Here is a 21,594-nt window from a genome sequence, read left to right on the forward strand (position 1 = left end):
TTTTTTATTTTGAAATGCTTACTTTACTTCCCTCTTTGAGGTTGATCTGGCCCGAGGTAACCACAACCTCTCCCGCACTGATGCCCGAGATCACCTGGATCAGATTTCCCATCTCACTTCCTGTCTGGATCTGTATCAGCTTTGCCGTATTACCAGAAACCACATATACAGATGCATTTTTTACGCCCTCTGTAAGCGCTTCCCTGGGTATCACCAGAATCTTCTGCGTTGTTCTTTTGGAAAAATCGGCGTAAACAAAGGTACCCGAACGGAGCACCGCGTTGGAAGCATTCGCCACCATGAGCTCTACAGCGTAGTTATTGGTTTTGTCTGCCTGCGGACTGATAAAGCTCACCGTGCCCTGGAAAGCCTTATCCGGATACACATCTGTGGTAATTTTTACCTTTTGCCCCTTGCTGACCTTGTATACCTCACTTTCGGTAAGATTTACCAGCACCTTGGTCTGGGAAAGATCAATAATGGTCGCGATTTCTGTTCCAGCTGGCACATAAAGCCCTTCCTCGACAGATTTGATCGAGATGGTGCCCGAGGTTGGTGCCCTGATCACCGCATCGGCCAGGTTTTTGCGCGCCTGGTCGGACAGGTTTTTGGCATCAAGGTAATCCTGTCTCACCTGGTTCACCTTTTCCTGTGTGGCCGCTTTTCCGTTTAAAAGCTCGGTATAGGTAGCTAAGTCGTTTTTCAGCTTGGCTGCTGCCGATTCATTTTTTTGCAGTTCAAGCCTCAGCAGGCGATCGTCGGTAACGGCGAGTACCTGGCCCTTGCCCACCTTGTCCCCAAGACCGAAGCGCAGCGACTGGATATTGCCCCCGGTAACCGACATGACCTTTACCTCCTTGAACGGCGCAAGCGTACCAGTCTTGTTGATGTTTACCTCCAACTGCTGTTCTGTCGCAGTGGCCACTTTTACCGGAATACTGAGGGCTACAGCAGTCACCTTGTCTTTTTTACTGTTGATCTCTTTTTTATTGGTAGCGAGCTGATAGGCCACGATTCCGATCAGGATTACGGCAGCTGCCATAAGTATGTATTTTGTTTTCATTGCTGGTTTATTTTTGGGTAGCGTATGATGTCCTTAATGTACCGGAGGCCTTATCCAGTTCAATTTTGGCCAGTAGGTAATTGTATAGCGAATCCAGATAGTTGTTCTGGGCCTCTTTTAACGATTGCTGGGCCTTGAGCCATTCGTTTAGGTCGACCGTGCCCTTTTTGTACTGCATACCGGTCACATCGAGTACCGATTGCGCAAGACTGATGTTCCGCTGGTTATTGTCCATATTGGTAAATTCCTTGGTTACCTTGGTTCGTGCATTCTGGTAGTCGAGCTGGTACCTGTTTTCATCGATCTTCAGGTTTTCCTGTGCATTGATGCGCTTATATTTCGCCTGGTTGTATTGCGCATTCCGTTTAAAGAAATCAAGGAGCGGAAAATTAAGTTTGAGGCCGATGACCGAAAAATCGGAGATGGAAGAAACGGACTGGCCAAGCTGATCGCCAAAGCCCACACCGCCATATCTTACGTAGGCGGTTAGCTTGGGATAGATCCCAGCCTTTATTCTTTTTTCGTCTATTTCCAGTAGCTTGGCATCGGTCTGAGAAATCCGGTAATCCGTTATTGCTTCCACCGAAATGCTGGTCAACGGCGGAAGGCCCGGCGATGCGACCGGCCCTGCAGGATCCACTTCAAGCTGCTGTTCAAAGGGAAAGCCCATTTCAAATTTGAGTTGGTTCTGGGAAAGAGAAAGGTTGCTTTCTGCAAGCACGGTTTGCGAAACGGCGTTATTATAGTCCACGGTAATCTTGTCGAGCTCCTTTTGCAGTAAAATACCTTTGCTGACCTGCAGCCTGCTGATCTCCATCTGCTGGCTGTAGGTTTCCCTGTTGGACTTTAGAAAATCAAGCTGCTGCTGATAGACAAAGATCTGATGGTAGGCCGTGCTGATGTTGAAGATAATGGTCTCTTGGTTCTTGATGATGTTCAGATCGGCCTGTTGCCTGCTGTAGACATTGGCTTTTAGTCCCTTGATCAGCGAGAGGTCGAACAGGGTCTGGTCAAGCTGTGTGGTCAAGTTGGTGCTGAACTTCTTTGTAAAGGCCACCCTTGTATCTGTGGGTCCGAAAACACCTGCAGGGATGATGGTCTCCTGCACTTTGAGGTTATCGTCCAGTGCACCCGTTAAGCTAACGGTGGGCAAGTGGGCAGCCACTGCCTCCCTTGCCTTTGCATCTGCGATTTTCTTTTCATTGAGGTATACCTGGGTCGTCCTGTTGTTTTTCAGGCCATAGGCGATACATTCCTCCAAGGTCCAGCGCTGCTGGGCAAAAAGGGGTAGCGGAAGCATCCAAAGCCAAAAAAGGATATTCTTTTTCTTCATTACTGATGATTTGTTCAGCAAAGATGGCCAGCAGGGCTAGATGTATCATGGAAAAGCTGCACGAAGCGGACAAAATGGACCGCGAAAGATTTTATACGGAAATAAAAGGATCAACATTGCTAAGCGTGCCTAGTCGGCCTTGGATAGCCACTCCAGAAAAACCGGGGTTTTTACCTTACTTACCATTATTTTGTGCTCAAATGGTATGGTGAGGTTTAGCGAAAGTTTTCTGGAAAAAAAACTGGACACATCTTTGACCACGCTACGGGAGACCAGGTATTGGCGGTTGGCCCTGAAAAATGTCCTTCCTACCATTCTTTCCAGCTCATCCAGGCTCTTGTTCGGGTAATGGATCTTTCCGCCAAAGGTGACCAGGCAGGTAAGATTGTTTTCCAGATAGAAAATGGCGATCTCGCTTAGCTTAACGGGCATGATCTTATCCTGATAATAGACCAGGATGGAAGCAACTCCCTGTTTGTCGCGCCCACTCAACAGTTCCATCAGTTTGTCGTAGTTCTGGTTGCCACCTGCCCAAAGCTGCTGCTTCAGCTGCTCATATTTGTTCAGTGCCCGTTCGAGTGTTTCCAGGGTAAAGGGTTTGAGAATATAGTCGATTCCATTGGCATTAAAGGCTTCAAGGGCATATTGGTTATAGGCCGTACAAAAAATAATGGGTGCGGCTGGGGATATGTCCGAAAAGATCTCAAAGCTCAGCCCGTCACCAAGTTGGATATCGCTAAAGATCATATCCACCTTCGGATTGCCTTTAAAATAGGCGATGGACTCCCTTACCGAGCGCAATTGGGTAATATTGACGGGTCTGTCGATCAACTGCTGGATACTGCTTTTGAGGTCTTCTGCTACCAGACGCTCATCTTCGATGATTACTATATTCATTCGTTAATAATTTTATACCGACCGAAAACTTCCCCTCCCAGGCACTGATCACGATCTCATCGCCAGAGAGCAATTTATAGCGCTCCGCAAGGTTTGCCAGACCACTGTTGGTCGACGGTTCACTGTTTTTTTTAGGCTGAAGATTATTTGTGATCCAGACATGGTTGTGTTCAAGGTAGATTTCAACCCGTAATGGAAGTTCCTCGGTGAACTCGTTGTGCTTGATTGCATTTTCCAAAAGCGGCTGAAGGGAAAACGAGGGAAGAAAAAAGGCCTTATCATTTTCTGGGGTAACATTGACCGTAAAGTGAAGTGCCGATCCGAAACGGATTTTCTGCATTTCCAGGTAATCATCAAGCAGCTTCAGTTCGTCTTCCAGTGTAGAAATTTCTGCATCGTTATCTGAAATGGAAGCCCTAAGGAAGTTGGCCAGGTGCACCATATAGGTGTCACCAAGCTTGTTATCCACTTTATATAATGACTTGAGGATGTTCAGCGCATTGAACAAAAAATGTGGCTGGATCTGCTGCCTAAGCAGCAGAATCGCGGCTTCGGCATGGGCCGTTTTGGCGCGGGAAAGTTCCAGCTCCGCCTTGGATTTTTCATTCTGCAAAAGAACCAGGTCATGAAGGATAATGACCAGCGTATTGATCATACATCCCGAAATGGTAAATGTAAGTAAGGTCTGTATCTGCAGGTAGGACCACGTACTTTCACCGGACAGGCTGGCAAAGACCGGGAAGATCATCAGGTAGACCGCTACACTCACCGGATAACTGATCAGGTATCTAAAGAATTTAAATTTCTTGGAATCTGGATTTGTTCTGGTCAGCCAAAATAAGATCAGGATATTTGCACAGCCAATAAGCGCTATGGTTATTACGCCCATTATCGCGAACAAAAACGCATTATCCTGTTTGTCGCCCTGCAACAGTGCCAGATAAACAATGCTGCTGACAATGACTGCTAGTAACAGGTTCAGTCTCAACAATCTTTTTACGGGAAGTTTTGTCGCCATCATCCAAAAGTAAGCAATTTAAGGATGTTGAATCACAATGCGAGTGGGAAGGGGACAAAAATGGAGATGGAGCGGACAGAAGTGGGTTTGAAACTTGGCTGGTTTGGATTTTAAATTAAAGGTGCTTTTTGGCTGAAGATGATAATAACATTAAAGTCAGCGAAAAAAGATTGTTCTTTAGTAGAGCAATCGCAAACCAAATGAGCAAACCTTGATTGGGATACATCATTCAGAGAAATGGCTACGATGACAGCTCAAAGTCTATCGACCTTTGTGCCATATTAAAACATAAAAAAAATGGCAACACTAAACTTTATAGCAGACAACATCCCTTCAGAGCAGGGCAAAACGATTCTGATCACAGGGGCAAGCAGTGGCATCGGGAAGGAAACTGCGAGGTTATTTCAATCCAAAGGATGGAATGTAATCGCTACGATGAGAGATCCGGAAAACGAAACAGAACTGAAACAATTGAAAAACGTCCTTGTTGCCAAACTTGACGTCTTGGATGTGGATTCTATCCAAAACGCATTTGCAGATGGTGTTAAAAAATTTGGCAGTATTGACTTACTGCTCAATAACGCCGGTTATGGTGCATACGGGCCGTTGGAGGCTTTTAGCAGGGACCAGGTCCTAAGACAGTTCAACACCAATGTCATCGGACTCTTAGATGTTACCAGAACCGTTTTGCCCCACTTCAGAGAAAACAAAAAAGGTATGATCATTAATGTTTCTTCTGTTGGGGGCAAAATGACTTTTCCCATGGGTTCATTATACCACGGAACAAAATTTGCAGTCGAAGGCATATCCGAATCGCTTGGTTTTGAAGTAGCACAATTTGGAGGGCAGGTAAAAATTGTGGAGCCTGGTATGATTGCAACTGATTTTTCAGGAAGGTCTTTGGTTTTTAATAACGACGAAAATATGGCCGAATATCAAAACCTTGTTGGTTCGCTGATGGCCGCAATGCCCACAATGGCTGAAAACTCTTCGCCTGCAAGTGTAGTGGCCGAAGTGATCTTTAAGGCCGCAACAGATGGAACGGACCAATTGAGGTATACGGCGGGAGAAGATGCCAAAATGCTTATGGCAAACCGCCACCAGTACGATGACGCTACATTTATAGGTGGTATAAAATCACAGTTCGGCCTTAAATAGCAGCAACACATATTTCAATGCTAAAAAACACCAAACTCATTATTTTAATAGGTTTGGTGTTTTCGCTTTATGCGCAACTCCAGCCATTGTATCCTTTACTTACCGAAACTGGAATAACCTTTCCAGATAAATACTTTTATACTTATTGTGATTAAGTAATTTATAGATATCCAATATCTGGCCCTGCACCAAAATTATAACTAAGATAAAAGAAAACCCTCGAAAAGGCCAAAGCAAAAAAAAGAAATTAAATTTGTGATCGTGATTTCAATCAGAATAAAATCAATTACGGAATTTCACCGGCGTTTGGCATTGAAGTTTTCGAGGAAGAAATCAAAAATCAATCCGGTTGGATCTTGATGATACACCCCGATTTTATCTGGAATACCTCATTAGCAAAAAATATAAAGAAATATAAATACTTTGATTATTCGGTAAATGAGGCGTTGTTTCTTTCAGATAAAGAAGAAACGACAATTAATGGTATCATTGAAAATATCAACCGGGAATACCATTCAAACATTGACAAATTCAGCCAAGATATCATTATTTCGCAGATTGAAACACTGTTGAATTACGCAGAACGTTTTTATCAACGACAGTTTATCACACGCAAAATCAGTAATCATCACATCCTTGAACGGTTAGAAAAACTACTTTCAGACTATTTTAACAGCGATGACTTAGCGACCCAAGGCTGGCCAACAGTTCAATATATTTCCAAAAATCTAAACATTTCGCCAACCTACCTACTTAGTTTGCTCAAAACGTTGACAGGAAGAACTACACAGCAATACATTCACGACAAACTCATGGATAAAGCCAAAGAAAAACTAACAACAACAAATCTTTCCGTTTCAGAAATTGCTTACGAATTGGGCTTTGAACATTTGCAATTGTTCAGCAAACTTTTCGAGACAAAGACAAAACTTTCGCCTTTCGAATTTAGGCAATCATTTAACTGAACCGAAAAAACCCAGCAACTAACAAGGTATCGCCAAAAGCGAGGCTGAACGGCTTCGATTGAACATTGGCGCAAAAGTCCAGTTTCCACGCTGTAATTCCACTTATCCGCTAAAAATATCCCGCGTTTGCCAATAGCTAAACGGTTGTAGGAAATACAAACCTTGATTGGGATACAATATGCAGAGAATTGGCTACTACGACAGACCATGTAATATTAATCTTTGTACCATACTTATATACATCAAAAGGTGGCGAAAACAAAAAATTCGACGGCTGGAGACATCCGCTCACAGCAAGAAAAAACATTTCTCATAACAGGTACCTCAAGTGACAGGGGCGGCCTGCTTAAATTGAAGTACACAGGGAGAAAATTATTCATATTAGCTCTTATGACAGCACAAACTGCAGTTTACGGACAAAATATCCCTGCTGAACAGGTCGGGAAGGACCAGGTTATGCCCGCTGCAAAGCGCCGCGCACTGATTATCATCTCTTCCGGCCACCAGCTGCCACTGGTAGAGCCGGCCGATGTCAAATCGATCTCTATCGGATTTTTTCTGGTCGAGTTGGCTCAGGTACTCAAGGAATTCGAGAATGACTACGAGTTCACCTTCGCCACTCCTGACGGCAAGGTTCCCCAGCTCGATATCAACGGCATGGCCTTGGCCATTCAATCCATCGAGAAGACGGGCACCAAAACCATCGCCCTGCGCGTGCAACAGTGCCGCCGCTCGTACGAGGTCAACAGCTTCCGCAAGCGCCACCCCGAATTGGTCGCCCGCCGCGAGCAGGAAGTCCAGTTGCTAGAACGCTACCTGGGCCGAATTCCCGTCTCTGAACTATTGCCCAATAGCGAGCGGGAACTCACCGAATACCGCGCCGAACTGGTCCGCCGGCTTGACAAGCTGCCCGAAATCAATTTCCACTCGCTCCAGGAACTCATCCAGCGCCACCGCGACCCGAAGGACCCGTTCACCTTCGCCGACTTTGACTTTATCCACGCCCCAGGCGGTCATGCCCCTATGGTGGATTTCCGGGATAACCCATGGCTCGGGGAAACACTTCATCTCGCCCGGGAGAATGGCGTTGCCATCTCGCTGATCTGCCATGCGCCCATAGCGGTGACCTCAACCAGGCAACGCATCAACATGAAGGGCCAACCCTATCTCGTTACTGGCAATCCGTTTCTGGCCGCATCTATCTCTACCGTCCCTAAAATTGGCGAGCTGTTCGCCCTGCGGTTTCTCTACCCCCATGTCCGTGGCAAGAAGACCCGAACCGCCTACTTCGTAGATAAAGCGATAAAGGAAGCTGGCTTCAAACTCGCGACCTCTCTCAACATTGCCGCCCCGAAACTGGCTTACGAACCAACCCTGAGGCTGCTCACTGGCAACGGCCCACAGGCCATCGATAAGCAGACCGCAAAGCTGCGCAGCATCCTCATCAGTACCCGAGCCGCCCGGAACTCCAGTGGCAAATAAGCTTAAAAACTTGACCAAGGTACACCATCCATGGAATTGGCTACCCTTACAGTTTAAAGTTCCCTACTAGTTACAGATTAAAAATATCGAAATGACAACAAAAAATTGGACAGCAGAAGACATTCCCTCACAACAGGGAAAAACAATCCTCATTACAGGTGCAAACAGCGGACTTGGCTTGGAGGCCTCTCGGGTATTGAGCAGCAAAGGTGCCCAGGTGATTATGGCCGTTCGTAACCTGAAAAGTGGTAATGAGGCAATTTCCCTGATCAAAAAGGAAAACGCTGATGCCAAGCTGGACCTGATGCAACTGGACCTCTCCGACTTTGCTTCCATACATCAGTTTTCACAGGAGTTCCATCAGAGGTATAGCCAACTTGATGTACTAATCAACAACGCGGGCGTGATGTTCCCGGCAAAACGGGAACTGACCAAGCAAAACTTTGAAGTCCAGTTTGGAACCAACCATCTGGGGCATTTCCTACTGACCGGTATGCTTTTGGACATTTTAAAAAACACCTCAAATTCTCGTATAGCCATACAGTCAAGCGGACAGCACAAGGCAAAGATGGGCAGGCCAGACATTTATTTTGATGACCTCAACTTTAATAAGGGATATAACAAATATGTGGCCTATACCCAAAGCAAACTGGCAAACCTGTTATTTGCGTATGAACTGAACAGGCAACTGAAGGCGGGCCATATGGATATAACAGTTGTTGCTGCACACCCCGGATATACAAAAACAAACCTTGTTAGGCACTCTGGATTTCTTGTCCAGTCCGTAATCACCAACATACTTGCACAGAGCGTTGAAATGGGCACATTGCCAATATTAAGAGCTGCAACCGATAAAAGTGTAATCGGTGGTGAATACTTTGGACCGACCAAGATGGGTGAAATGCGTGGATATCCAGAACTGGTAAGGTCAAGCGACAAATCCCATGACAGGGAGTTGGCCGGAAAACTCTGGAAAGTTTCTGAAAAATTGACCCAAATTATTTATAATTTTAAATGACCATGAGTTCAAGAGAAAACAAGATCATCAAGATAGATTCCGTTTCGGAACTGCATAAGCTAATGGGCCTCCCAAAGCCCAAGCATCCGTTGGTCAGTTTGGTCAACTATAACGATATCCAATACGCTGCCATTGAGAACTCGGTAAAGGCAATACTCAATTTCTACACGGTTTCCATAAAACACAACGCAGACTGCAAGTTCAATTATGGCCAGAATTATTATGACTTTGATGAAGGGGTTCTGGCATTCATGGAACCGGGGCAAATTGCATCAGGTACCCAGAACGGAAATCTAAGGGCCGACGGGTGGTTATTGGTATTTCATCCCGACCTGATCAGAAATTACCCCATCGGAAAGAACATCAAAAATTATGGGTTCTTTTCGTATGCGGTAAATGAAGCATTGCACCTATCCGAATCTGAAGAGGCGATGCTGGGAGAGATTTTCAGGAATATCGAAAAAGAATACAATCATTCGATAGACCAGTTCAGCCAGGATGTGATGGTCTCGCAGATTGAGCTGTTACTCAATTATTCCAACCGTTTTTACAATAGGCAGTTCATCACCCGCAAAACAGCCAGCAGTGATTTGCTGACAAAAATGGAAATCCTGCTTGATGAATATTTTGGAAACGACAAAACACTTGAATCGGGACTTCCAACGGTTCATTTTTTTGCAGAGAAATTAAATCTATCTCCGAATTATTTGAGCGATATGCTGAGAATTGCCACTGGCCAAAGTACCCAACAGCATATCCACAACAAGCTGATCGAAAAGGCGAAAGAGGCATTAACGACTACTAACCTCAGTGTAAGTGAAATTGCGTATGGTTTGGGTTTTGAGCATCCACAATCATTCAACAAACTATTCAAAAGTAAAGTGAATATCTCACCTCTTGAATACAGGGCATCTTTTAATTGATGAACGGAGGTTCAATCGGGAAACACAGAATAGATGGCCGGCAGCTATGGTTGTTGCACCAGCAGTCCATAATAGCCATTCTTCACTAACATGTCCATTCCAGCCTCTGAGCTTGCACAGATCCCGATCAATTCCCCCAGCCATCAAACATCCTCAAAAGACCACCACCGCTATCTCCGCCACTACAGATGTATCCAAGTTTTTTTGGAATTGCGCTTCCCATGGGTTAAGCTGCCTTGGGCATTTCCTTATGTTACTCATTAGCCTGTTTGAATCCAGCGATACCATGGAAATTCTGAACGGGAAATGGAAAGTATCCATTATTGCATGCCTGTGCTATCAGCCTATGAGGTACTCAGAACTATTAAAGGAGGTTAAAGGTATTTCAGGCAAGATGCTTAGCCGGGAATTAAAAGATTTAGAAATGAATCAACTGATTGAGCGAATGCTTAACACTGCGCCCGTCGCTGTAGAGTACAAGATAACTGAATATGGAAAACGCTTGAACAATTAACTGATACAATTTCAGATTGGGGACTTAACCATCGCCATCGCATCATTTCTGGAATGAAAACAGCGTAGGAAAAAAAAGATTAGAATTTTTGAGTGATTGAGTTGGCAATCAAAGTGCTTCGATAGCAACGCTTAAATTTCGTTTATCTGGCGCTATAATTAACAGAACTCATAGATTAAGTGATTTTATTTTGCTTAGTTTTTTAATCTTAACCAATAAAGTTACTGTTGAAATAAAAAACCCCATCCTATTAAATAGAATGGGGTTTTTAGGTGATTTTCAGGCTTGAAAATCTGAGCTCCCTCTGCTGGGCTCGAACCAGCGACCCTCTGATTAACAGTCAGATGCTCTAACCAGCTGAGCTAAGAAGGAATTTAATCTGGTCAACATTTAATTTTTGCTAAAATCATTTAGCAAGTTTGTCATAAAAAATCCCCACATCACTGTGAGGATTTTTGCTCCCTCTGCTGGGCTCGAACCAGCGACCCTCTGATTAACAGTCAGATGCTCTAACCAGCTGAGCTAAGAAGGAGTGCTGGTTGTTTCCCAAATCGAGGTTTTTAAAGCTTTTCAGCTTGCAAACCCTTGTTCGTTTTGGGAATGCAATATTAGGGCTTTTAAATTATTTATGCAATCTTTGCAGTGAAAAATTTTAAAAAAAATTCAAATAAAAATATATGAGCCTGATAATCATAGGTACTGTAGCGTTTGATGCTATTGAAACTCCCTTCGGAAAAACAGATAAAATAGTTGGTGGCGCTGCAACTTACGCAAGTTTAGCTGCTTCTTACTTCTATAATAAGGCAAAAATCGTTGCCGTTGTAGGAGATGATTTCCCAAAATCCGATATAGATATCTTTACCGAACATGGAATTGAAACTGAAGGATTGCAGATTAAGGCTGGTGAAAAATCATTTTTCTGGTCGGGCAAATACCACAATGACATGAATAGCCGTGATACCTTAATCACAGAATTGAATGTATTGGAAACTTTTGATCCGATTATTCCTGAAAGCTACCAGGACTGCGAATTCTTGATGTTAGGAAACTTAACTCCACAAGTACAGCAAACAGTGATTAAACGCCTTAAAAACCGCCCGAAATTAATCGTAATGGATACCATGAACTTCTGGATGGACATTATGATGGATGACTTATTAGAAACCATCAAAATGGTAGATGTGTTAACCATCAATGATGCAGAAGCGCGCCAGTTATCAGGAGAATATTCTTTGGTAAAGGCAGCCAAGAAAATCCTTACCATGGGACCAAAATATTTAATCATTAAGAAAGGTGAGCATGGCGCATTATTATTCCACGAAAATCAGATTTTCTCTGCTCCGGCATTGCCATTAGCAGAAGTTTTTGATCCGACAGGTGCGGGTGATACTTTCGCTGGCGGTTTCATCGGTTACTTAGCTAAAGTTGGCACCATCAACTTTAATAACATGAAAAACGCAATTATCTATGGTTCTGCCCTGGCCTCTTTCTGTGTAGAAAAATTCGGGACAGAAAAATTATTAAATTTAACTGAAAAAGAGGTTGCCGATAGAATTCAGGAATTTGTGAACTTAAGTGCTTTTAACATCGAGCTTAATTAATGTTAAAGTTTCGGCTGTAACAGCTATAAAATTTTGCCGCAGATTTGCAGATGATGATCATTATGCAATCTGCGGCATTATTATTTATATCAATTTAGCTACTGGCATAAACTTCTCAAAAACAGCTTCTGTATGGGGCGCGTCAACCAATTCATCGGTTAAATCCTGCCCGGCCCAATGCTCATAATGTTTACCATTGCGCCACAGCCGGCTATCTGTCATGTCGTAAATAAAACCTTTGTAAGCTACCCATATTTGCGGCTTATCCTGACCATTTCGAAGCGCCAGTTGTTGCTTAGTGTAAACAGGCAAATCCATTAGCTTTTTGCCTTACTTCTAAATAACTCATAGAGATAGATATTCATTAATAACAAACTCATTAAATAGAAATGATCTTCAAAGGGAATCGTACCCACCCTGAAGTTTAAATTTTCATTGTTATTATAAATTACCACCGGAATTGCCGTTAAAAAGCCATTTACAATATAAAATGGGATTAAAGCCACCAGATACGCCCTGTAAAATTTGTACATAAAACGGAGTTTGGCATTAATGTATTCTACATAAGCCAGTACAACGAAAAGGAAACCAAAATTAATTACAGTATACCAACGGCGAAAGCCGAAGAAAAGAATAGCGATACACAAGCCTAAAAACAGATTGCTCAATGCGAGGCTGTATTTTTGAAGGTAATCTTTCGGAAAATAAGCGTTTAAGCATTCGTAAATAAAGATACAGGCATAAGGAACGGTTAAGAAAAATAACATCTCCTCCAGTGGAAGCCCCCAGAGTTTAATGCCAACAATATAATCCGGATTGAATGACCAAACATCTAGTTTTACAAAAAGCAGATCCCAAATCAGGAAAATTACTCCGGTGATTAAGATCGCTGGCACAACAAATTTCCATTTACTAAAAAAATGCACTTTCTTATCAAATGATAAGACCAGGGGAAAGAAAATTACTGCAATATTAATTAATAAATAGATGTAGTTCATTAAATGAATTTTTTTAAGATTTTAACTTCGTCAGGCGTACAGCGATTACTTTCTACCATAAATTTAGCTACATTTTTCACCAGGGTCTGGTCTGCAACACCAAAGCTTCCATTTTGATAATGTTTAACAATTTCCCTCCTGTCTAAAGTTAATTCTTTACTAAAACCTAAAAAGGATGGCGTATAATGTTGAATAGAAAACCGCATAAACCGAATTTCCATATTATCCTTATCCATGTTAATGGCTTGCTGCATAGTTTGCATAGAAACTTTTACATACTTTATTTTATTGTAAGGATTCCAGGCATGTTTCGCTTTAAGGGCTTCTAACGTGCCAATGTAAGCAGTTACCAATGCCGTTTTATTTGATAGCTTATTAAGCTTGACCAATAAGGATTCAGTTAATTTCACATCATCCACTGCCTTTACAAGGTCGCTCTTAAGCCCTATGATTTCTTTGGATGACAATTGTGCATAACAAAAATTAACACTAAGAAGGAGTAGAAATGATAGAAATCGTATTTTAAACATGGTTAATTGCAAATGTAATAAAAGGAAAACAAATCCATTGGTTGATCAACATGCTTTATTAACGCGTAACAGATGGATCATAACCCTTAATAACCCTGGCTAGATGTAAAACAAAACAGCGCCTTTACCAAAGGATATTTGCTGCGCCCTGAATGAACAGGCACAACAAGTGAAAGTAATAAAACAATCCAACTCAAAAGAATATCCTTCTTCCCCATTATTATCCAAACAAAATCCAAGAAAATCCTTTTATTTACACTATGGATAAAAAACCACAGATTATCGTTATCGGCGCTGGTTTCGCAGGGCTTTCTGCCGCAGCTTTACTGGCAAAAGAGGGCTGCGATGTAACCGTAATCGAAAAGAATGAAATGGCGGGTGGCAGAGCAAGAATCTGGAAAAAGGATGGCTTTACCTTCGATATGGGACCAAGCTGGTACTGGATGCCCGATGTGTTCGAAAACTTCTATAAATTATTTAATAAAACGACTGCTGATTTTTACAAATTAAAAAGATTAGATCCCTCCTACAGAATCTATTTTGGCAAAGACGATACCATTGATGTACCCGCAACCGAGGAAAAACTTTATCAGCTTTTCGAAGAACTAGAACCAGGCAGCAGCAAAAACCTTGATATTTTTCTTCAACAAGCCAAATACAAATATGATGTTGGCATGAACGAATATGTGTTTAAGCCTTCTCACAGCGTAATGGAATACTTCGACCCCAGATTAGCCGTTAGTGGGATCAAATTACAGCTTCTAGGTAACATGCGAAAACATGTTTATAAACTGTTTAAAAACGAGAAACTAAGAAAGCTTTTAGAATTTCCGGTTTTATTTTTAGGCGCCACCCCTCAAAATACTCCTGCACTTTATAGTCTGATGAATTATGCCGATTTGATTATGGGCACCTGGTACCCGATTGGCGGCATGCACGAAATTGTTTCGGCCATGCAGCAGATTGCGGAACAGCAAGGCGTAAAGTTTTTATTTAATACCACTGTTACTAAAATAGAAGCAAAAGAGAAGATAGCGAAAACAATCAAAACCAACAAGGGAGATTTCACTGCAGACTACATTGTGGCAAATGCTGATTATCATCATGTTGAACAACATTTATTAGAAAAACCAAACCGAAAATATGATGAAAAATACTGGGAAAACCGAACTATGGCGCCTTCAAGCTTGCTTTTCTACATTGCTTTAAATAAAAAACTCAAAAATATTCTTCACCATAATTTATTTTTTGATCAGAATTTCGATGATCATGCTGAAGAAATTTACACTGATCCGAAGTGGCCATCCAAGCCATTATTCTATGCTTGCTGCCCTTCTGTAACTGACATCAGTGTTGCACCAGAAGGTGGTGAAAACCTTTTCTTTTTGATTCCAATTGCACCAGGCTTGGAAGATAGCGAGCGTAAACGCACGGAATACTTTGATCTGCTGGTAGATAGATTTAAAAAATTAACGGGTAACGATATTAGTGACTCGATCTTATTTAAGAGAAGTTACGCCATGAATGACTTCGTAAATGACTATAACGCTTTCAAAGGAAACGCTTATGGCCTGGCAAACACTTTGAAACAGACTGCTTTTTTAAAACCGAAGATGAAAAGCAACGTAACGAATATGTTATACACAGGACAATTAACCATTCCAGGCCCTGGAGTGCCTCCTGCAATCATATCCGGACAAGTGGTCGCAAAAGAAATAATAAAAAAGTTAAAAAAAGCTTGACAAATTTAAAATTTCCCTTATCTTTATATCCACAAAACAAAAACACTGCAAATAACCTTTTAAACACAATATTGTTCAAGGTTTGCATTTGTTTCGAAACGAAAGAGAAGGCGAATTGTTGAAAGTAAACATAAGAATCAACTAACCAAATATATGATAAGCAAATAAGGCCTGGTTTTACCGGGCCTTTTGCTTTTTACGCTTTCCCCACTTCGGTAATACATCGAACAGCTTAACTAAGGCACCTATTCTACATCATTCCCAATTTAGGCAAGCACGCATTTTTCCATTTCCGCTATTCTACTTCCTTTTTCCTATTTCCCCTCTTCCACTCCCTTACCATCTGTTTTGCAAAAAAAGTGCAAAAAAAAGTCCCGATTTAACTCGAGACCTTAGTTTTTCAATAGATGTATCTTAAGCCATTTCTGCAATGGCAATATCTTTGGAATATGTTTTCAAGTATTTTTTCAAGATTCCACGAGCAACGTGAATACGGGTTTTTACTGTTCCGATTGGAATTTGTAACATATCTGCAATTTCATGGTATTTATAGCCTTCAAAATAGCGAATAAAAGGAACATAATATTCTTGTGGTAATTGAGCAAGAGCTTTATCAATGTCGCCCAATACAAATTTACTTTCAGCTTGATTCTTAGTCGCGCTATAAGAAAGATTTGCAGAAGAAATATCTTCACTCTGTGTAATTAAGGTATTCGTTTTAACCAAACGGCGGTAGTTATTAATGAAGGTATTTTTCATGATGGTAAACAACCAACCTTTTAAATTCGTACCTTCTTTAAACTTATTGTAATAAGTAATGGCTTTAAGCATCGTATCCTGCACAAGATCATTAGCATCTTCTGCATCTTTAGTAAAGTTTAAAGCATAAGACCTAAGTGAAACTGAGTGATGGTTAACCAGATGGTTGAATTCAAATTTTGTCATGATATTTAGCTTTAGATAGATTAAAACAAATGAATTGATGTTCATTTGTTTTGTTTAATCAAACTTAATACCAAAAAATGTTGGCACAGTCTATCACTCATTTAAGTGCGCCAAAACGTGTTTTCGTCACAAAATATTTACTTCCCGCTCAAGAGTGACTCCAAAAGTGGACTTAACACTGTCTATAATTTGTTCAGAAAACTGAAAAACTTCCGTGCCAGTTGCGCTTCCATGGTTAACTAAAACTAAAGCCTGGTTTTTCCACGTACCTGTTTCACCAACTTTTTTGCCTTTCCAGCCACATTGTTCAATCAACCAACCCGCAGCAAGTTTAATTCTCCCGTCTGGAGTTGGGTAATGTACCACATCAGGATGCTGGGCGATAATATCAGCAAATTCATATTTTTCTATTACCGGGTTCTTAAAGAAGCTTCCGGCATTACCTATTGTTGATGGATCAGGCAACTTGCTTACACGAATATGTGATACCGCTGCAGATACATCTGCAATATTCGGATGATCAATAGCTCTCTTTTGAAGCTCGGCTTCAATTGCGCCATAAGATGTATTTATTTTCGGCTGCGATGATAATCGGAAGGTAACTTCAGTGATGATAAACTGTCCTTTCAATTCGCCTTTGAAAATGCTTTCGCGATAACCAAAATGACAATCTTCGAAAGTGAAAGTTTTAATCTGACCCGTTTTAATTTCAAAGGCTGAGCAGCTTTCAAATACATCTTTAAGTTCTACACCATAAGCGCCTATGTTTTGAATGGGTGATGCACCAACCGTACCGGGAATTAAACTTAAGTTTTCTACACCTGCAAAACTATTCTTTACGCAATAGTTAACAAAATCAGTCCAAACTTCGCCGGCACCTGATGTAACCAACACCTCATCGCTGTCTACTACCGAATTAAGACCTTTAATGCTAATCTTAACAATTAGTCCATCAAAATCATGTGTAAACAAAATATTGCTTCCTCCACCTACAACTAATAGCTTTTGCGTAGTTAAAAGTCCGGTTTTAGATAATTCAGTCAGATCCTGTGCTGTTTTAATCTCTGCAAAATAACGTGCATTCACATTGATAGCAAAAGAATTATATGGCTTTAAAGAAATGTTTTCTAAAATTTGAAGCATGGCAGATCTGAGATTATGCTGCAAAAGTAAAATAAAAATTAGTTAAGGAACGATTTCAGTAATGCCCTTATTAAATTTAAAGGTTAACACTCCTGTTTTCAACTCATCAGTTTTAACACCAGTCAATTTCCATCCTATAAACTGTGGCTTTACTTTAGCAATTTCCAACAAACGATACCGATCTTTTGTAATCCTTGCGCTAATTAGACCAACACTATCTGATTCTTGCTGACTGAAATGCTCTATCTCAGATTCCAATACAGCCAGAACGGAATCTAATTCATTGCCTTTTCTCAGGCTATCAGCGTATGCTTTAGGCTCAATAGTATATAAACTATCCAGTTTGGAATCATCAAAATTTAGCTGTTGACCTGATTTTTCGAATTTCGACTCCACTAACGCTATAGCCCGATCCTGATCTGTTTTTTTCATACAAGAGGATAATCCAATTAGTGAAATTGCAATTAAAACAAAGTGATCGTTTTTCTTCATCGAATTTAGTTTTTAAGTAACTTCCTATTAACAAACAACAAACCGAAAGCCTTCCCCTGTTCCTTTCCCTGATTTTTATGGTGAATTTTATGTGCTTTCCTCACCGCTTTCAGATAAGAATTATTGCTCTTAAATGTTTTGAATCGGCGATGCACAAACCAATCGTGGATAATAAAGTAAATTAAGCCATATAGGGTAATGCCTAAGCCAATAAAGAAGCGATAGCCGAAGTATTTCCGATCAACATACATCAAATAGAGTGATAATGCGGCGAAAAGCAAGGCGAATAAATCGTTCCACTCTAAAAAGGAATGAGATTTTTTATGGTGGCTTTGGTGCATAAACCACAATGGACCGTGAAAGAGGAACTTATGAATAAACCAGGAAAGGCATTCCATAGCAATTATTGTGCTTAATACGATCAGGATACTGAAAATCACATTCATTGTTTTTGTTTTATTAGCGGTAAATATAAATAAACCAAATGAAAGACAAATAAATTGTCATCTTCATGTCAGTTGTTGATCGATTGTGAATCAACTAATTAAGAAATGAAAATTTAAATCTAACTTTGACTAAAATATTAAAAAAGTCAGAAAGTAAAAAAGTAAAATGATTGTAGCCGATAAAAAGCGTGAACAAATTATAGAAGGTGCCATAAAGCGTTTCAGCCATTTCGGGATTGGTAAAACAACTATGAACGACATTGCTGAAGATCTTTCCGTATCAAAGCCATCTCTTTATTATTATTTTCCAGATAAGAAAAGTTTAATTGTTGGTGTAATTGAAAAAGTATTTACAGATTATTTCGACCTGTTAAAGAAAAAATATAATCCGGATGATACTGTAGAAAATATACTTTTCCAAACGATCGAAATCCGCAATAGCTTTTTCATGAAGTATTTTATGTTGCGCATTTCGGAAGGGCTTCCCGATATCTTTAATGATGATGCTATGAAGAAAAAACTTACAGCATTGAAAGATTCAGAGAAGGTCTTCTATGCAGAAATCTTCGAAAGGGCACAGGAAAAAGGAGAAATCAAACATGAAAACATGGCGCACATTGCCGAGCTCTATCTCGAAAGTTTAATGGGTTTAACCAATATGTGTATCATGGAGCTTGGAAAAGACCTTTTACCGGATAAGAAAACGGTAAATAGAATGACTCAGAAGCAAAAAGACTTGTCATCCATCTTCACTAGAGGCTTATCCGTAAACAAGCATTGAAATTAGAAGATGATGCGAATGCATTTAATACCTGTAGGAAGGTAATTATTAATAGGAAACAAAAAACAATATATTATGCTTAGAGTAAAAATGGTAAAATTAATGCTCGTCCTGATAATCGGCATGGCTTTACCTCAACTGGCTGCTGCACAACAACAGCTGACCTTAAAAGATGCGCTTACTTTTGCGCTTCAAAACAATGCGAATATTCGCAAAGCGAGATTGGATATTGAGGGTGGGAGATATAAAGTGCAAGAGGTAAGGGCTCAGGCTTTACCTACCATCAATGGCACCGCCGGTTTAACTTATAATCCAATCATTGGGCAACAGGTTGTTGATTTCGGCGGTCAGTTACAAACCCTAAAATTTGGCCAAAAATGGAACTCTTCCGCGGGTGTAGCACTTTCTCAACAAATCTTTAATCAGCAGGTTTTTACAGGCTTGCAAGCTGCAAGATCAAGCGAAGAGTACTACAACTTAACTTCTCAGTTAACTGAAGAGCAGATTATTGAACTGGTGGCCAACAATTATTATCAGGTTTTAGTAAACAGACAGCAATTAAATGTAATCGACACAAACATTAAAAATGTTAAAGTAGTAGAGAAAATTGTGGCCAACCAATATCAAAATGGTTTAGCCAGAAAAATTGATGTTGACAGGATCAATGTTAACCTAACAAACCTGGTAACTCAAAGAGAGCAAGCCGTAAATGGTATTACCCAATTGGAAAATCAATTGAAGTTTTCAATGGGCATGCCAGTATCAACTGATATTAACCTACCTATTACAGAATTAACAGCAGTGAGTCAATTGCCGGTATTTACCGATTCTATTAATTTAGCAAACAGAACAGAAGTTAAGTTATTGGATAACCAGGATAAATTATTATCGCTTCAGCGCAAAGCTTACGTGGCTGAATATTATCCAAGTTTATCTTTATCTGGCAATTATACTTATTCGAGTCAAAGTGGCGGTTTCGATTTTTTGAATTCCAATTCATCCGCTATCGGCTTTGGATCATCAGCCATTGGCCTTACATTAAAAGTGCCAATATTTAATGGCTTTTTAACCCGTTCAAAAATCCGCCAGGCAGATGTAAACATCAAAAAAGCACAGGTAGACAGAAGGGAATCTACAAACTCCTTAAACCTGGCTTATGAGAATGCTAAAATCCAGTTGAGGAACAATTTGAATACCATTAACTCACAGAGAAAGAATGCTGATCTTGCTCAGGAAATCTATAAAAGCACACAAAATAACTACAATAACGGGCTAGCCAGTTTAACTGATTTAATCGATACAGAAAATGCACTAACTGAAGCACAAAACAGCTATACCCAGGCCTTACTAAATTATAAAGTAGCCGAAATACAATTAATAAAATCAAACGGAAATATTAAATCGCTAGTACAATAGAAATGAAAAGAATAATTATCGTAATTGTCGTTATTGTTGTTGCCCTTGGCGCAATAGCTTATGTTTTAACAAACAACAAGAAGAAAAATGAAGCTAAAACTGCCTTCATTGCTGAGGGTGGTGGCGCTGTTGCCGTTCGTACTGCTTCTGTAGAAAAAAAGGTAGTTGATTTAGATTTTGTAGCAAATGGAAATTTTGCACCTAAACAAGAGTTAAATTTCTTATCTGAAAATGCTGGCCGGATCACTAAGATTTACGTTGATGAAGGTGACAAAGTATCAAAAGGGCAACCATTGGCACGCCTTGATGCTGAAATCATTAATACAGACAGAGAAACTGCTGAAGCTACTTACCAAAATGCAGTGAGAGATGAAGCAAGATACCAAAGCTCTTTTCAAACTGGCGGCGTAACACAACAACAATTGGATCAGGCTAAACTGTCTACCAGAAATGCCAAGCTTCGTTTACAGGCCTCACAAAGAAAATTGAGTGATGCAAACATCAAATCTCCAATTAACGGAATTGTAAATAAAAGATACATCGAAGTTGGTGCTTTTGTAACTGCTCAGGGTACTCAGCTATTTGAATTGGTTGATGTTTCCAAACTAAAACTTAAAGTAAACGTGAACGAATCTCAGGTTGCGAGCCTGAAAGTTGGCGATGAGATCAGCATTAAATCAACTATCTTCCCGACAGAGAAATTCAGCGGAAGAATCACATTTATTGCACCAAAAGCTGATGCATCACTAAACTTCCCTATTGAAATTGAAGTATCAAATAACACTAAAAATAGCTTAAGAGCTGGAATGTATGGAACGGCAGTATTTAGCTTCCCTAAACAGGCACCTAGTATCTTAATTCCTCGCACATCATTTGTAGGGAGTGTAAGCAGTAACCAGGTATTTATTTACGATAAATCTAACAACACATCGAAATTACGTAAAGTGGTTACAGGCCGTATTTTAGGTGATAATGTGGAAGTTCTTGAAGGCTTGAATGAAGGTGAAACTGTAATTACCAGTGGCCAGATCAACTTAGCTGAAGGTACTGCCGTTAGTATTGTTAAATAATCCAATTTACAATTTTCAGTTAGCAGATGTAGAAAAAAGGCTGCCCGCCTGATGCTAAT

General features: G+C 40.6%; 22 protein-coding genes and 2 tRNA genes. 11 read left to right on the forward strand and 13 right to left on the reverse strand.

Annotated features, from left to right (window positions below):
- Positions 1–4: 4 nt before the first annotated feature.
- From SOM16_RS12790 to SOM16_RS12805, 4 genes are all read right to left on the reverse strand, one after another.
- A complete protein-coding gene (locus SOM16_RS12790; RefSeq protein WP_320464393.1) occupies positions 5–1,063 on the reverse strand; it encodes an efflux RND transporter periplasmic adaptor subunit in 1,059 nt (352 codons plus the stop codon).
- A gap of 7 nt (positions 1,064–1,070) precedes the next feature.
- Positions 1,071–2,396, reverse strand: coding sequence for a TolC family protein (locus SOM16_RS12795; protein ID WP_320464394.1), 1,326 nt, complete (start codon positions 2,394–2,396; stop codon positions 1,071–1,073).
- A gap of 129 nt (positions 2,397–2,525) precedes the next feature.
- Entirely contained in the window at positions 2,526–3,293 is a 768-nt protein-coding gene (locus SOM16_RS12800) for a LytTR family DNA-binding domain-containing protein (RefSeq protein ID WP_320464395.1), read from the reverse strand.
- Positions 3,268–4,314, reverse strand: coding sequence for a sensor histidine kinase (locus SOM16_RS12805; RefSeq protein ID WP_320464396.1), 1,047 nt, complete (start codon positions 4,312–4,314; stop codon positions 3,268–3,270). The genes SOM16_RS12800 and SOM16_RS12805 overlap by 26 nt, the downstream gene beginning before the upstream one ends.
- A 294-nt stretch (positions 4,315–4,608) precedes the next feature.
- On the opposite strand from SOM16_RS12805, the gene SOM16_RS12810 reads away from it, so the two are divergent.
- The 6 genes from SOM16_RS12810 to SOM16_RS12835 all read left to right on the forward strand — a co-directional run bounded on the left by SOM16_RS12810 (position 4,609) and on the right by SOM16_RS12835 (position 10,371).
- Positions 4,609–5,469, forward strand: a complete 861-nt coding sequence (locus SOM16_RS12810; RefSeq protein WP_320464397.1) for an SDR family oxidoreductase — start codon at positions 4,609–4,611, stop codon at positions 5,467–5,469.
- A 359-nt stretch (positions 5,470–5,828) separates the two neighbouring features.
- Positions 5,829–6,434 carry a helix-turn-helix transcriptional regulator gene (locus SOM16_RS12815; RefSeq protein ID WP_320464644.1) on the forward strand — a complete coding sequence of 202 codons (606 nt, stop codon included), beginning with the start codon at positions 5,829–5,831 and terminating at the stop codon, positions 6,432–6,434.
- 390 nt (positions 6,435–6,824) lie between these two features.
- Positions 6,825–7,916, forward strand: a complete 1,092-nt coding sequence (locus tag SOM16_RS12820) for a hypothetical protein (protein ID WP_320464398.1) — start codon at positions 6,825–6,827, stop codon at positions 7,914–7,916.
- A gap of 91 nt (positions 7,917–8,007) precedes the next feature.
- Positions 8,008–8,934: an oxidoreductase gene (locus SOM16_RS12825; RefSeq protein WP_320464399.1), complete on the forward strand. Its 927-nt coding sequence runs from the start codon at positions 8,008–8,010 to the stop codon at positions 8,932–8,934.
- Between the two features lie 2 nt (positions 8,935–8,936).
- A complete protein-coding gene (locus SOM16_RS12830; protein ID WP_320464400.1) occupies positions 8,937–9,857 on the forward strand; it encodes a helix-turn-helix transcriptional regulator in 921 nt (306 codons plus the stop codon).
- 250 nt (positions 9,858–10,107) lie between these two features.
- Positions 10,108–10,371, forward strand: a complete 264-nt coding sequence (locus SOM16_RS12835; protein ID WP_320464401.1) for a helix-turn-helix domain-containing protein — start codon at positions 10,108–10,110, stop codon at positions 10,369–10,371.
- A gap of 298 nt (positions 10,372–10,669) precedes the next feature.
- Here SOM16_RS12835 and SOM16_RS12840 read toward each other — a convergent pair.
- Together SOM16_RS12840 and SOM16_RS12845 are read right to left on the reverse strand one after the other, a co-directional pair.
- Positions 10,670–10,743 (reverse strand) — tRNA-Asn (locus SOM16_RS12840).
- A gap of 86 nt (positions 10,744–10,829) precedes the next feature.
- A tRNA-Asn gene (locus SOM16_RS12845) sits at positions 10,830–10,903 on the reverse strand.
- A 145-nt stretch (positions 10,904–11,048) separates the two neighbouring features.
- Between SOM16_RS12845 and SOM16_RS12850 the strand changes: the two genes are divergently transcribed.
- Positions 11,049–11,972 carry a PfkB family carbohydrate kinase gene (locus SOM16_RS12850; protein ID WP_320464402.1) on the forward strand — a complete coding sequence of 308 codons (924 nt, stop codon included), beginning with the start codon at positions 11,049–11,051 and terminating at the stop codon, positions 11,970–11,972.
- An 84-nt stretch (positions 11,973–12,056) separates the two neighbouring features.
- Here SOM16_RS12850 and SOM16_RS12855 read toward each other — a convergent pair whose 3' ends face one another.
- The 3 genes from SOM16_RS12855 to SOM16_RS12865 are packed head-to-tail and all read right to left on the reverse strand — an operon-like array spanning position 12,057 to position 13,437.
- On the reverse strand, positions 12,057–12,290 hold the full coding sequence (locus tag SOM16_RS12855) for a cytochrome b5 domain-containing protein (RefSeq protein WP_320464403.1): 234 nt from the start codon (positions 12,288–12,290) through the stop codon (positions 12,057–12,059).
- Positions 12,290–12,970, reverse strand: a complete 681-nt coding sequence (locus tag SOM16_RS12860; RefSeq protein ID WP_320464404.1) for a lycopene cyclase domain-containing protein — start codon at positions 12,968–12,970, stop codon at positions 12,290–12,292. The genes SOM16_RS12855 and SOM16_RS12860 overlap by 1 nt, the downstream gene beginning before the upstream one ends.
- A complete protein-coding gene (locus SOM16_RS12865) occupies positions 12,970–13,437 on the reverse strand; it encodes a hypothetical protein (protein WP_320464405.1) in 468 nt (155 codons plus the stop codon). Before SOM16_RS12865 ends, SOM16_RS12860 begins: the two co-directional genes overlap by 1 nt.
- A 323-nt stretch (positions 13,438–13,760) precedes the next feature.
- Here SOM16_RS12865 and SOM16_RS12870 point away from each other — a divergent pair, with 323 nt between their 5' ends.
- A complete protein-coding gene (locus SOM16_RS12870; RefSeq protein ID WP_320464406.1) occupies positions 13,761–15,242 on the forward strand; it encodes a phytoene desaturase family protein in 1,482 nt (493 codons plus the stop codon).
- Positions 15,243–15,656: 414 nt separating this feature from the next.
- Here SOM16_RS12870 and SOM16_RS12875 read toward each other — a convergent pair whose 3' ends face one another.
- The 4 genes from SOM16_RS12875 to SOM16_RS12890 form a co-directional block, all read right to left on the reverse strand.
- Positions 15,657–16,187, reverse strand: coding sequence for an RNA polymerase sigma factor (locus SOM16_RS12875; RefSeq protein ID WP_320464407.1), 531 nt, complete (start codon positions 16,185–16,187; stop codon positions 15,657–15,659).
- Between the two features lie 126 nt (positions 16,188–16,313).
- Positions 16,314–17,330 carry a UDP-N-acetylmuramate dehydrogenase gene (gene murB, locus SOM16_RS12880; RefSeq protein ID WP_320464408.1) on the reverse strand — a complete coding sequence of 339 codons (1,017 nt, stop codon included), beginning with the start codon at positions 17,328–17,330 and terminating at the stop codon, positions 16,314–16,316.
- Positions 17,331–17,372: 42 nt separating this feature from the next.
- The gene (locus SOM16_RS12885; protein WP_320464409.1) at positions 17,373–17,822 is read right to left on the reverse strand and encodes a hypothetical protein; all 450 of its coding nucleotides are present in this window, start codon (positions 17,820–17,822) and stop codon (positions 17,373–17,375) included.
- Positions 17,823–17,827: 5 nt separating this feature from the next.
- On the reverse strand, positions 17,828–18,268 hold the full coding sequence (locus tag SOM16_RS12890) for a sterol desaturase family protein (RefSeq protein ID WP_320464410.1): 441 nt from the start codon (positions 18,266–18,268) through the stop codon (positions 17,828–17,830).
- Between the two features lie 166 nt (positions 18,269–18,434).
- Between SOM16_RS12890 and SOM16_RS12895 the strand changes: the two genes are divergently transcribed.
- From SOM16_RS12895 to SOM16_RS12905, 3 genes are all read left to right on the forward strand, one after another.
- On the forward strand, positions 18,435–19,049 hold the full coding sequence (locus tag SOM16_RS12895) for a TetR/AcrR family transcriptional regulator (protein WP_320464411.1): 615 nt from the start codon (positions 18,435–18,437) through the stop codon (positions 19,047–19,049).
- A 75-nt stretch (positions 19,050–19,124) separates the two neighbouring features.
- A complete protein-coding gene (locus SOM16_RS12900; RefSeq protein ID WP_320464412.1) occupies positions 19,125–20,465 on the forward strand; it encodes a TolC family protein in 1,341 nt (446 codons plus the stop codon).
- A 2-nt stretch (positions 20,466–20,467) separates the two neighbouring features.
- Positions 20,468–21,535, forward strand: a complete 1,068-nt coding sequence (locus SOM16_RS12905) for an efflux RND transporter periplasmic adaptor subunit (protein ID WP_320464413.1) — start codon at positions 20,468–20,470, stop codon at positions 21,533–21,535.
- Positions 21,536–21,594 lie beyond the last annotated feature (59 nt).

The organism is Pedobacter sp. CFBP9032, assembly GCF_034045265.1.
Lineage (GTDB): Bacteria > Bacteroidota > Bacteroidia > Sphingobacteriales > Sphingobacteriaceae > Pedobacter.